The sequence below is a fragment of the Sorangium sp. So ce176 genome, assembly GCF_051519835.1.
GTDB classification, from domain to species: domain Bacteria; phylum Myxococcota_A; class Polyangia; order Polyangiales; family Polyangiaceae; genus Sorangium; species Sorangium cellulosum_G.
Genome location: NZ_CP150371.1, coordinates 9,706,475 through 9,718,164 on the forward strand (window position 1 = coordinate 9,706,475; position 11,690 = coordinate 9,718,164).

Consider the following 11,690-nt stretch of genomic DNA (forward strand, 5'->3'; position numbering starts at 1 on the left):
CGGGTATCGAGATGCCCGGTTCCTCGACGGCTGAGCCGAGCGCGCGCCGCCGCGCCGGTCACGAGGCCGTCTTCTGGCGCTTCGGCCAGTACACGTGGAAGGTCGCGCCGGCGTAAGGCTCGGACTCGAGCGCCACCTTGCCGCCGCGCGTCTCGACGATCTTCTTCACGACCGACAGGCCGATCCCGGTGCCCTCGAGCTTGTCGCGCGCCTCGAGGGTCTGGAAGATGCCCCAGATGCGCTCCTGGAACTGCGCCGGGATCCCGGGGCCGTTGTCCTTCACCGTGAAGTCGTAGAAGTCGCCCGCGTCGGCGCACGCGATCTCGATCAAAGCGTCCGCGCGGCGGGCGTGCTTCAGCGCGTTGCCGATGAGGTGCATGAACACCTGCTGGACCGGCACGCGCTCGGCGAGGAGCGTCGGCATGCCGTCGCCGACGGCGATCGTCACCTCGGGCGGGGGCGCGAGGAGCTCGAGGCACTCGGCGACGACGACGCCCACGTCCACGTGAGAGAGCTTGTCGCGGATGCGGCCGGCGCGCGAGTAGCTGAGGATGCCCTCGATGAGCGCCTCGAGGCGGTGCACGCGGCCGCGGAGCATGCGCATCTGGTGGCGCGCCTCGTCGTTCATCTTGTCGGCGAGCCCCTCCTCGATCCACTCGGACAGGCTCGCGATGCCCCGGAGAGGGGCCTTGAGGTCGTGGGACGCGACATAGGCGAACTGGTCGAGATCCTGGTTGGTGATCGCGAGCGCGTGGGCGAGCTGCTCGGCGCGCCGGCGCGCGCGCACCTGGTCGGTGACCTCGAAGGCGAGCACGGCGATGCCCTCGACCCGGGCGGCGGCGTCGTAGATGGGCTGGTAGATGAAGTTGAAGAAGCACTCCTCGATCTCGCCGCCGCGCTGGAGCGACACGGGGAACTCGTTGCCGAAGAACGCCTCGCCCGTGGCGTACACCCGGTCGAGCAGCGGGACGACGGCCGGCGCGGTCTCGGGCAAGGCGTCGCAGACGCGCTTGCCGAGGAGATCGCGGTTGCCGATGAGCTCGAGGTACCGCGGGTTCGCGAGCTCGAAGACGTGCTCGGGCCCGCGCAGGACACAGATGCCGGCCGGGGCCTGCGTGAACAGCGTCTCGAGGCGCGCCCGGTGCCGCTCGGCCTCGGCGAGCGCGGCCTGCTCGCGCGCGAGGAGCTCGGCGCGCTCCTCGGCGCGGAGGCGCTCGTCCTGGTAGGCCCGGGCGCCGGAGATCGTCGTCGCGATGTGGCTGGCCGCGAGCTCGAAGAAGTCGCTGTAGGCCGCGTCCAGCGCGCGGCGGGGGCTGACGCCGACCACGAGGAAGCCCTGGAGCGCGCCCTGCCCTGCGCGCGCGAGCGGCAGCACGACCGCCTCGCGGGGCGGCTCGGGCCACTGGCCGCCGGGGAGCTCGCCGAACCGCTCGGCGGGGGTGTCGAGGCGCAGGCACTGGCGGGTCCGCGCGACGTGCGAGAGCGGCCACGCGGCGCCCTCGTCCGCGAGCGAGACGCGCTCGGGGCTCGCGGGGCCGCCCGGAGAGAGGCCCTCGGCGGCGGCGAGGCGGGCCTCCGCGCCGCCGGGATCGATCAGGTAGAGCAGCGCGAACGGCACGTCCGTGGAGCCCGCGACGAGCGTGCTCACCGAGCGCGCGCACGTCTCTTCGACGGAGACCAGCGCCGCGGCGGCCGACTGGGCGCCGAGCGCGCGGAGCGCCCGGAGGCGGCGATCGCTGAGGACGCGCGCGGTCGTCTCGGCGCACGCGCAGAAGATGCCCCCGATGGTGCCGTCCTCGATCAGGACAGGAGCATAGGAGAACGTGAAGTACGTCTCTTCGACATAGCCATTGCGCGAGAGGATCAACTGGAAGTCCTCGGACCATGTCGCCTGCCCGGTGGTGCGCACCCCGTCGAGCATCGGGCCGATGACGTCCCAGATCTCGCTCCAGCACTCGCGCCCCGGGCGGCCCAGGAACTGCGGGTGCTTCGTGACGCCGAGGATCGGGCGGTACGCGTCGTTGTAGAAGCGGGCGTACTCGGGTCCCCACCAGATCTCGATGGGGTGACGGGAAGCGAGGCAGAGGCTGACGGCGGTGCGCAGGCTCTGCGGCCACGTCTCCACCGGTCCGACAGGGGTGCGCGACCAGTCGTGTTCGCGCATGAGCTGGGCCATCTCGCCGTCGCCCGCGAGGAACGGCGCGTCGCTGGGCCTGGCCGCGGCCCCGGGGTGGTGGCTCTCCTGCATGGCTCTCCCGTATATCTGTACATGGTGCAGCGGCGCTGTCACATTTCGCGCCCGGCCGCGACGCGGAGCGTCTGGGCAGCCCGTCCGCCCGCGCTACCTGGCTGAGCCGCCGCTCGGCGCGCCCCCGCCTGAGGGGGCGCGTCTCATCCTTTCGTTGTCGTGGAGGCGCGCTCATCCGGTCCGGGCGAGCTCCTTGTCCGCGGGCGACTCTGCCTCGCCCGGGGTGGCTGTGTCGACCGGCCTGAGGTCGCTCGTCGCCGGCCCGCGGATCACGCGGCCCGTGCACTCGAAGCGCGAGCCGTGGCAGGGGCAGTCCCAGGTCCGCTCGGCCGGGTTCCACGCCACGATACAGCCGAGGTGGGTGCACACCGCCGATCGCTCGTGGACATGGCCCTGAGGGTCGCGGTAGACGGCGAGCTTCGTGAGCCCTCTCCTCACGATGGCGCCTGTCCCCGGAGCGAGCTTCTCCACGTCGTCGAGATCGCCGCCCGTCAGCCAGTCGGTGTACTGCGCCGCCGTGTTCAGGTTCTCCTTGAGGTACTCCGACGCGGAGTGCAGGGTGAGGTTCACGCGGGTCGGGTCGTAGAGCCCGGCCCACGCGTTCTCGCGGCCGTGGACGAGGTCGTTCACGAGCAGGCCCGCGATCGTCCCGTGGGTCATGCCGTTGCCGCAGTCGCCGGTCACGATGAGGATGCGAGACTCCTTCTTGAGGCGGCCGATGAACGCGAGGCCGTCGGCGGTCTCCATGACCTCTCCGGACCAGCGGTGTACGACCGGGCCCGCCTGGGGGAAGCGCTCGCGCGCCCACGCCTCGAGCCGCGCGTGGCGCTGATCCGCGTCGTCGGCCTGACCGGTCTTGTGGTCCTCGCCGCCCACGATGAGGAGCTCGTCCGGCCCGTCGGCGCCGTCGAGGTCGCTGAGCCGGACGTAGTGGAACGGATCCTCGGTGTCCCAGTAGAGGCCAGGGGCGATGGTGCCGCGCGGCACGCGCAGGGCGATGACGTACGTCCTGTACCCCGCCTGCTTCAGGTGCACGGAGATCCAGGGCAAGAAGGGCGAGTTCGTGGCGAGCACGACCTCGTTGGCGATGATGTTCACGCCCCGGTCCGTCTTGACGACAGCGTGCTCGGGCTCGGCCTGCTCGTCGACGTCGACGACGTGCGCCCTCGTGTAGATCTTGCCCCCGTGGCGCTCCACGGCGCGGGCGAGGCCGGCGAGGTAGCGGAGGATGTGGAACTGGCCCTGCTCCGGGAACGCCGCCGCGATCCCTGTGTTGAACGCCTCGAGCGGCGCGCGCTCGACCCCGTGCACGCGGTCGAGGCCGGCCTGGTGAGCGGCCTTGATCTCGTCCTCGATCGTGCTCGACGGGTGCCCCGGCGCGGCGAACAGGTACCCCGGCACCCTGCGGAAGTCGCAGTCGATGCCCTCTTCCTGCACGATCCGCTCGATCGTGTCGATGGCGGTCGTGTGGCTCGCCGCGGCGAGGCGGAGGCGCTCCGGCGCGTGGAGCTTCGCGAGCTCGGTCCAGCGGCGGTCGAGCGCGTTCACGATGTGCGCTGTCGTGAGCCCGCTCTCGCCGCCGCCGATCACGCCGTCGTCGAGGACGATGACGCCCCTGCCCTCCTTCGCCAGCATGTACGCCGTCGTGAGCCCGGCGATCCCCGCGCCGACGACGCACACAGTCGTCCTGTGCTCGGTCGCGAGCGGAGCGATGGGCGGGAGCACTGCGTGGGTCCATGCAGTGTCCTTATCGTATGCTCGATCCGTCATGGAGGCCTCCCGGTCGTGGCGAGCCGCCCGTGCCGAGCGGCGGTCCCTGTGCTCCCGCGCCTGCAAACGGTCTGCCACGCAGCGCGGGCCGAGAGCGGCGCGTCAACCGCGCGAGCGGCGCCGGGCGCGTGGCAATTTGCGACAGGCCATGTGGCGAGCGGTGCAGTTGGTCGTGCAGGAGAGCGCGTCCGCGCGGCGGAGGGCTGGTGAGCCGCCCGGTCAGGTCGGCTGTTCGTCGAGGGCGAGGATCAATCCTTGTCGAAGGCGTGGCGCCGGAGCGCCGCGTCGAGCCGCACAACGGATCGGGCGTGCGCGCGGCGCTCGGCGGCGAACAGGGTCGGGTGCGCGCAGCCCGCGAGGATCTCGAGCGACTCGACGATGCGCGGGCCAGGGCGGTTGAAGAAGGCGTTGCCGTCGGCGATGTACACGCGGCCTTGCGCCACGGCGCGGCAGCTCGCCCACGGCAGCGCGCGCGGGAGGACGTCGAGCTCCTCGAGCGTGCGCTCGAGGGTGAAGCCGCACGGCTTGATCAGCACGACGTCCGGGTCGAGCGCGGCGAGGTCGTCCGGCGAGAGCGTGGGCGCGTGGTCGCCGGGGCGGGTCACGAGCGGCTCCGCGCCCGAGAGGGCGATGAGCTCCGGCATCCACACGCCGCCGATCATGACCGGCTCGATCCACTCGACGGCGAGCACGCGCGGCCGGTCCGGCGCCGCGGCAGCGCGCGCGGCGACGGCGGCCACGCGCGCCTGCAGCCGCTCGAGGAGCGCCTCGCCCTCGGCCGCGCGGCCGATGGCCTCGGCGACGCGGCCGATGTCCGCCCAGATGTCGTCGAGCCGCGTCGGGCGCAGGTTGACGAGGTGCACGTCGCCCCGCGCCAGCCGGGCGACGGCGGCGCGCACGTCGTCGAGCGAGACGGCGCAGACGTCGCAGAGGTCCTGCGTCACGATCACGTCCGGCCGCGCCTTGCGGAGGGCGTCCACGTCGATGTCGTAGACAGCGAGCGCGTCCCGGAGCACGTCGCGGACCGCGGCGTCGATCTCCCGGCTGGAGCGCGCCGGCCTGAGCCGGGGGCGCGTGAGCACCGGCAGGCCCGTGAGGCCCTCGGGAAAGTCGCACTCGTGGGAGATGCCGACGAGCTCGCTTTTCGCGCCCAGCGCGCAGACGATCTCGGTCGCGGACGGCAGCAGGGAGGCGATGCGCATGGGGGGATCCTATGCCGCGGAGAGCCCGTGATACAGGGGCACGGGGTGAGAGGGCAGAGAATCGTGCTCGCTCGGCTGGAACATGCAGGGGGAGACGCGCAAGACTGCGTGTCAGCCGAGATGCCGTGTCGGTTGGGGAGCGCTACCACGCAATCGAGAACCGCGAGCTCAGCCGCCGGCGCCTCCCGGTGAGCTCCGCCATCTCGATCTTGCGATCGGAGCGGGTGTGCTAGAGGAAGAGACGAGAGGTCACCATGAGATTGCAAGGCAAGATCGCGCTCGTCACGGGCAGCAGCCGGGGGATCGGCCGCAGCATCGCCGTCCGCTTCGCCCGCGAGGGGGCGGACGTGGGGATCACGTACCACAAGAGCAAAGAGGGCGCCGAGGAGGCCCTGGCCGAGGTCGAGGCCGCCGGCCGGCGAGGTCATCTGATCTCCGTCGACGTCGCCTCCGTCCAGAGCGTGCAGGCGATGATCAAGGACGCTGTCGCGCACTTCGGCCGGCTCGACGTGCTGGTCAACAACGCGGGGCTGGAGAAGCGGGCGCCGTTCTGGGAGGTGACCGAGGAGGATTACGATCAGGTGGTGGACACCAACCTCAAGGCGGTGTTCTTCGGGAGCCAGGCGATGGTCCGGCACCTGCGCGAGGCCGGGCGCCCCGGCAAGATCATCAACATCAGCTCCGTGCACGAGGATCTGCCGTTCCCCAACTTCGCTGCGTACTGCGCCAGCAAGGGCGGCGTGCGCATGCTCACCCGCACGCTGGCCGTGGAGCTGCGCGGCACCGGGATCACTGTCAATGCGATCGCGCCGGGCGCGATCGCGACGGAGATCAACGCCGAGCTGCTCAAGGACCGCGACAAGCTGAACAGGCTGCTCGGGCAGATCCCGCTCGGCCGCCTGGGCAAGCCGGAAGACGTGGCCGGGCTCGCCACGTTCCTCGCCTCGGCGGACGCCGATTACGTGACCGGCTCGACGTACTTCGTCGATGGCGGGCTGACCTGGGACTACGAGGAGCAATGACAGCAGGCGCGGCAGGCGCATCAGGAGACGCGCCGCCGGTCCCGCACCGATCGCGCCGTGAGAACGCGGCGTCGGCCGGTTGGACCTGACACTGAGACCGAGAAGAATCCTCGACGGGAGGCAATGCGCCGGGCCGAGCCCGGCCTGCCGCTGCGGTGCACCCGAGCGGCCGCTCCCCAGGGCCGGCGCGGGGCGTATCACTTCGTGTTTTTGCGGTACGCGGCCGGCGCCCTGTGGCACCATGCGCGCATGACCGAGCTCAAGACCTATACGGGTGGCTGTCACTGCGGGAAGGTTCGTTACGAGGTGAAGGTGGACCTGGGCGCTCCGGTCGGCGTGTGCAACTGCTCGCGCTGCTCGAAGCTGGGCGTGATGCTGGCCTTCGCGCCGGTGGACCAGTTCACGCTCAAGCAGGGTGGAGACTCCCTCACCGACTACCAGTTCAACAAGAAGACCATTCATCACCTGTTCTGCTCGGCGTGCGGCATCGAGTCGTTCGCGCGCGGAACCGGGCCCGACGGGAAAGAGATGTGCGCCATCAACGTCCGCTGCCTGGACGACGTCGATCTCGACGGGCTCAAGACAATGAAGTTCGACGGCAAGAGCATGTGATTCCGACCGCGGCGGGCGCGGCCAGCGTCGTTGCCATGCGCCCGCCGACGTGCGCGTTCGACGCGCGGGAGAAGCGCCTCGCCCCGGTCCAGCCCGGCAAACGGCCCTTGACGTCCCGACCGCCCGTTTCAGGTTGCCCGTGATCGAGGGCCTCCGCAGGACGCGCACAGGCAACGCGTGTCCAGGTAGCCCCAAGCCCGAGGTGACCATGAGCGACGAGCGCCGCGAACAACCCCCGACCGTGCCGTCCCCCGAGCAGCCAGCGCGAGGCGCCGGAGCGCCGGAGAACCCCTCGGGCGCGGCGGCAGGGGGCGAGAACGACGGTCATCCCCGCATGGTGCCGAACCCGACGCTGAACCGCTCGGCGCGCGCCGGGCGCAGGACCGAGGACGAGCAGCTGCTGAACCGGCCGGCGGTCGCGAGGCCCGCCGCCGCCGACGTCACGCAGACCGACCCGTGGCGGGTCCTCCGGATCATGGGCGAGTTCGTGGCCGGCTTCGACGCGCTCGCCCACGTGGACGCCGCGGTGGCGATCTTCGGCTCGGCGCGGACGCGGCGGGACGACCCGGATTACGCGGCCTGCGTCGAGCTCGCGCGGCGCCTCGGGCAGCGCGGCTTCGCGATCATCACCGGCGGAGGCCCCGGCATCATGGAGGCGGCCAACCGGGGCGCGATCGAGGCGCAGGCGGTGTCGATCGGCTGCAACATCGAGCTGCCGCACGAGCAGGCGGTGAACCCGTTCGTGCAGATACCGATCAACTTCCGCCACTTCTTCGTGCGGAAGACGGTGTTCGTGAAGTACGCCGAGGCGTTCGTCATCTTCCCTGGCGGCTTCGGCACGCTCGACGAGCTGTTCGAGGCGCTGACGCTCGTGCAGACAGGCAAGGTGCAGAACTTCCCGATCGTCCTCTACAACCGCAGGTTCTGGTCCGGCATGGTCGAGTGGATCAAGGAGACCATGCTGGCAGAGGGCAAGCTCTCCCCGGAAGACATGAAGCTGATGGTCGTCACCGACTCGATCGAGGAGGCCTGCCAGACGATCGTCGACTGCTACGAGCGCAGGTGCTGGGAACCCAGGCAGCGCGCCGCGGCCGACCCGATGACCGGCGGCCCGCCGGGGGCGGCGGCGCGGCCGGAGCACGCGGGGGAGCACACGGACGCGGCGCCGGAGCAGTGAGCGAAGGCGCGCGGCGGCGAGGCACCCTGCCGGCGCAGGCGCCGCCCCGGGCGAGGTCGTCGACGAGGAGGGGCGCCCGGCCGGGACCGGCGACCGGCCGCGTGGACGAATTCGAGAGCAAGCCCCGGAGTGCCTGGCTTTCCAGCGGGGGTTAAGGTCGTCGCGTGAACCGCAAGAATCACCGGCAGCCAGCAGACGACACGTCGAAGAAGGCCCCCTCGCGCGCCGCCGTGGTGGAGCGCGACCCGCGCTGGGCGGCCGTGGTGGCGCGCGACGCGAGCGCCGATGGCAAGTTCTTCTACTCGGTCAAGACGACGGGCGTGTACTGCCGCCCTTCCTGCGGCGCGCGCCCTGCGAGGCCCGAGAACGTCGGGTTTCATCCGAGCGCGGCCGCCGCCGAACGCGCGGGGTTCCGGCCGTGCATGCGCTGCAAGCCGGACCAGCCGCCCCTGGCCGAGCGCCAGGCGGCCCAGGTGGCCGCGCTGTGCCGGCTCATCGAGCGCAGCGCCGAGGTGCCGAGCCTCGAGGAGCTGGCGCGCCACGCCGGGCTGAGCGTCTTCCACACCCATCGCCTCTTCAAGGCCGTGACCGGGGTGACGCCGAAGGCGTACGCGGCGGCGCACCGCGCCAGGCGGGTGAGGGCCGAGCTCGGCAAGAACGGCACCGTGACCGAGGCGATCTACGCGGCCGGGTACGGCTCGGGCGGGCGCTTCTACGAGGAGGCGAACCAGGTGCTGGGCATGACGCCGACGAGGTACCGCGCCGGCGGCGCGAACATGGATGTCCTGTTCGCGATCGGGGAGTGCTCGCTCGGGTCGATCCTTGTCGCGGCCACAGCGCGGGGCGTGTGCGCCATCCTGCTGGGCGACGACCCGGAGGAGCTGGCGCACGATCTGGAGCGCCGGTTCCCGCGGGCCCGGCTGATCGGCGGCGACGCCGCGTTCGAGCAGCTCGTCGCGAAGGTCGTTGGGCTCGTGGAGAGCCCCCGCGTCGGCGTGGAGCTGCCGCTCGACGTCCGCGGCACGGCGTTCCAGCAGCGCGTCTGGCAGGCATTGCGGGACATCCCGGCGGGCGCGACAGCGAGCTATTCGGAGATCGCCGGCGCCATCGGCGCTCCCGGGGCGGCCAGGGCCGTGGCGAAGGCGTGCGCGGCGAACGCGCTGGCGGTGGCGATCCCCTGCCACCGCGTCGTGCGGAACGACGGCGACCTGTCGGGCTATCGGTGGGGGGTCGAGCGCAAGCGCGCGCTGCTCGATCGGGAGGCGAGCGCGTGACAGCGCGTCGCGAGGTCGCCCCGGCTGCGGCAGGCGTGGAGGAGCGGGTGGCGTCGGTCGACTGGGCGCGCGTGTCGCAGGAGCTGGACGCGCAGGGCTGCGCGGTGATCGAGGGACTCATCACCCGGGCCGAGTGCGGCGAGATCGCCGCGCTGTACGCGCGCGAGGAGCTCTTTCGCAGCCGGGTGGTGATGAGCCGTCACGGGTTCGGGCGCGGGGAGTACAGGTACTTCGCGCGCCCGTTGCCCGGGCTCGTCGCGGCCCTGCGCACCAGCGTTTACCCGCGCCTCGTGCCCGTCGCCAACCGGTGGAGCGAGGCCCTGGGTCTCGAGGTGCAGTACCCGGAGGAGCACGCGCGCTTCGTCGAGCGCTGCCACGCCGCGGGCCAGGTCCAGCCGACACCGCTGCTGCTGCAGTACGGAGAGGGCGACTACAACTGCCTGCACCAGGACCTCTACGGCGAGCATGTGTTTCCGCTCCAGGTCGCGATCCTCCTGTCCGAGCCCGAGCGCGACTTCACGGGGGGCGAGCTCGTGATGACGGAGCAGCGCCCGCGGATGCAGTCCCGACCGATGGTGGTGCCGCTGCGCCAGGGCGATGCGGCGGTGTTCGCCGTCCGTCACCGGCCGGTGCAGGGCGCGCGCGGGGTGTACCGGGTCAACATGCGGCATGGGGTGAGCCGCGTGCGCTCGGGGCGCCGTCACACGGTGGGTATCATCTTTCATGACGCGACGTGAGGGCGCGCGCGGGCGCGACGGAGGCGATCGCCTCGCCGCGCATGCCGAGAGGCCGCGTACGGGGACCTCGTTGCTGTAGCCTGCGACCGCTGGTCGCCATCGGCGATCACGGAGCCGACGGGACAGATGGGAGGCATCGAGGGAATGAGGAGCAAGTACGTTCTGCTGGTAGGGGCTTGCGCGTGCGTGTTGCTCGCCGCCTGCGGCGGCGATGACGCAGGCGGCAGCGGCGGCGCGGGCGGCAGCGGCGGTAGCAGCAGCGCAGACGGGGGTGGCGGCGCGGGCGGCAGCGGCGGCGCCGACGGGGGTGGCGGCGCAGGCGGGGAGTCGGGCTTGCTCGCGCTGTACCATGCGGCCGTCGCCGACGCCGAGGTGGCCGAGGAGAGCGAGCGCGTGGACACGTTGACGGCGATCGACGAGCAGAACAGCGATCTCCTCCGCGACGCCGAGGATCGTGTGCTGATGGTCACCTGGACGTCCTACCCGGGCTATGACGAGCTGGTGGGCGAGGAGACGACGCTCGGCGTCGAGGTCTGGCTCACGCCGGCGCCCGAGCTCCAGGCGTTCTGCCGCGCGAGCGGGCTCGAAGGGGCCGCGCTCTCGCTGCGCCTGGAGCAGCGGCTCGGCCTGCCGCCGGACGGCGGCAAGGACCGCTTGGTTCAGCTCTGGGTGCCGGCCGAGTCGCTGTTCCGCCCGAGCCCGGACCCGGAGATCGACGACTCGGTCGCCGAGCTCGATTTCCCGGCCGATACGCCGCAAGAGCACGTGGACTGGGTCGACGCTCTGAAAGCGACTTCCTATGGCGAGAATGGCTACCCGTGGACGCGCCTGGGCTACACGTACGACTGGAGCCCCGAGGGCAACGAGGTCGGCGAGAGCGAGTTCGTGGCCAGGAAAGACACGATCGTCGTCGTGGAGTCGGTCACCTCGCAGGACGAGTACTGCCGGCCGGCGCCGTGAAGCGCGCCTGGTGAATTGCGCCCGGAGCCGCTCGGCTCATTCGTTCGCAGCGGGCGCGAGCGGCACCTTGCGGTAGACGCGATCGACGTCGATGACGACGCCGATCGACTCCAGCTCAAGCTGCATCCCAGAGCCCAGGATCGAGAGCAGCCACCGGCCGTCCGGCTGCCGCTGGAAGTGCTCGATGCGCACCTCCTTCTGGGAGACCACCACGTACTCCATGATCGAGGGAACGCTCCGGTACTGCGCGAACTTGTCGCCGCGGTCGTAGGCCTCCGACGAATCCGAGAGCACCTCGACGATCACGTTCGGGTTGAGGAGCGTGTCGACCTCCGCGTCCTCGAACACGGGATCGCCGCAGACGACCGACGCGTCGGGGTACACATAGCGACCCGTGGACGTGATCTTGACGCGCATGTCGGAGGTGTGAACCTCGCAGGCGCGCTCGAGCAGCGCATTGCCGAGCTCGCGCTGGATGTTCCCCGCGAGGAGGCTGTGCTCCCGGGTGCAGCCCGGCGTCGCGAAGATCTCGCCGTTCGCGTACTCGTGCTTCTGCTCGGAGGCCCGCTCGAACGCGAGGTACTCCGCGGGCGAGAGCCGGGCGCGTGCCCGCCTGTCCCATCGCGGACAGCCTACGGCATCCGCACGCCGGGCGCGAGGCGCCTGCCCGCCGCTCCGGCGCGGCCCT

At 71.5% G+C, this 11,690-nt stretch carries 9 protein-coding genes and 1 pseudogene; 6 read left to right on the top strand and 4 right to left on the bottom strand.

What is annotated here, in order from left to right; all coding sequences use genetic code 11:
- Positions 1-58 precede the first annotated feature (58 nt).
- The 3 genes from WMF42_RS36735 to WMF42_RS36745 all read right to left on the bottom strand — a co-directional run bounded on the left by WMF42_RS36735 (position 59) and on the right by WMF42_RS36745 (position 5,220).
- A complete protein-coding gene (locus WMF42_RS36735) occupies positions 59-2,248 on the bottom strand; it encodes an ATP-binding protein (RefSeq protein ID WP_437687747.1) in 2,190 nt (729 codons plus the stop codon).
- 171 nt (positions 2,249-2,419) lie between these two features.
- Positions 2,420-4,018, bottom strand: a complete 1,599-nt coding sequence (locus tag WMF42_RS36740) for an FAD-dependent oxidoreductase (protein WP_437687749.1) — start codon at positions 4,016-4,018, stop codon at positions 2,420-2,422.
- Positions 4,019-4,266: 248 nt separating this feature from the next.
- Positions 4,267-5,220 carry an ABC transporter substrate-binding protein gene (locus WMF42_RS36745; protein WP_437687751.1) on the bottom strand — a complete coding sequence of 318 codons (954 nt, stop codon included), beginning with the start codon at positions 5,218-5,220 and terminating at the stop codon, positions 4,267-4,269.
- Positions 5,221-5,474: 254 nt separating this feature from the next.
- Between WMF42_RS36745 and WMF42_RS36750 the strand changes: the two genes are divergently transcribed.
- From WMF42_RS36750 to WMF42_RS36775, 6 genes are all read left to right on the top strand, one after another.
- Positions 5,475-6,242 carry an SDR family NAD(P)-dependent oxidoreductase gene (locus tag WMF42_RS36750; protein ID WP_437687753.1) on the top strand — a complete coding sequence of 256 codons (768 nt, stop codon included), beginning with the start codon at positions 5,475-5,477 and terminating at the stop codon, positions 6,240-6,242.
- Positions 6,243-6,491: 249 nt separating this feature from the next.
- Entirely contained in the window at positions 6,492-6,854 is a 363-nt protein-coding gene (locus tag WMF42_RS36755; protein WP_437687754.1) for a GFA family protein, read from the top strand.
- A 208-nt stretch (positions 6,855-7,062) separates the two neighbouring features.
- The gene (locus WMF42_RS36760; protein ID WP_437687756.1) at positions 7,063-8,031 is read left to right on the top strand and encodes a TIGR00730 family Rossman fold protein; all 969 of its coding nucleotides are present in this window, start codon (positions 7,063-7,065) and stop codon (positions 8,029-8,031) included.
- A gap of 230 nt (positions 8,032-8,261) precedes the next feature.
- The gene (gene ada / locus WMF42_RS36765) at positions 8,262-9,305 is read left to right on the top strand and encodes a bifunctional DNA-binding transcriptional regulator/O6-methylguanine-DNA methyltransferase Ada (RefSeq protein WP_437694394.1); all 1,044 of its coding nucleotides are present in this window, start codon (positions 8,262-8,264) and stop codon (positions 9,303-9,305) included.
- A complete protein-coding gene (locus tag WMF42_RS36770; protein WP_434043295.1) occupies positions 9,302-10,042 on the top strand; it encodes a 2OG-Fe(II) oxygenase in 741 nt (246 codons plus the stop codon). The genes ada and WMF42_RS36770 overlap by 4 nt, the downstream gene beginning before the upstream one ends.
- Before the next feature lie 144 nt (positions 10,043-10,186).
- Positions 10,187-11,002 (top strand): hypothetical protein, encoded by an 816-nt coding sequence (locus WMF42_RS36775; RefSeq protein ID WP_233561901.1) that lies wholly within the window; start codon positions 10,187-10,189, stop codon positions 11,000-11,002.
- Positions 11,003-11,038: 36 nt separating this feature from the next.
- On the opposite strand, the pseudogene WMF42_RS36780 reads toward WMF42_RS36775, so the two are convergent.
- A pseudogene (locus tag WMF42_RS36780) lies at positions 11,039-11,608 on the bottom strand (Uma2 family endonuclease); the annotation flags it as partial.
- Positions 11,609-11,690: the final 82 nt, after the last annotated feature.

What these genes read in the sequence shown, in the direction of transcription:
- WMF42_RS36735 (WP_437687747.1), bottom strand. Translation starts at nt 2,248, where the DNA reads ATGCAGGAGAGCCACCACCCCGGGGCCGCGGCCAGGCCCAGCGACGCG.
- WMF42_RS36740 (WP_437687749.1), bottom strand. Translation starts at nt 4,018, where the DNA reads ATGACGGATCGAGCATACGATAAGGACACTGCATGGACCCACGCAGTG.
- WMF42_RS36745 (WP_437687751.1), bottom strand. Translation starts at nt 5,220, where the DNA reads ATGCGCATCGCCTCCCTGCTGCCGTCCGCGACCGAGATCGTCTGCGCG.
- WMF42_RS36750 (WP_437687753.1), top strand. Translation starts at nt 5,475, where the DNA reads ATGAGATTGCAAGGCAAGATCGCGCTCGTCACGGGCAGCAGCCGGGGG.
- WMF42_RS36755 (WP_437687754.1), top strand. Translation starts at nt 6,492, where the DNA reads ATGACCGAGCTCAAGACCTATACGGGTGGCTGTCACTGCGGGAAGGTT.
- WMF42_RS36760 (WP_437687756.1), top strand. Translation starts at nt 7,063, where the DNA reads ATGAGCGACGAGCGCCGCGAACAACCCCCGACCGTGCCGTCCCCCGAG.
- WMF42_RS36775 (WP_233561901.1), top strand. Translation starts at nt 10,187, where the DNA reads ATGAGGAGCAAGTACGTTCTGCTGGTAGGGGCTTGCGCGTGCGTGTTG.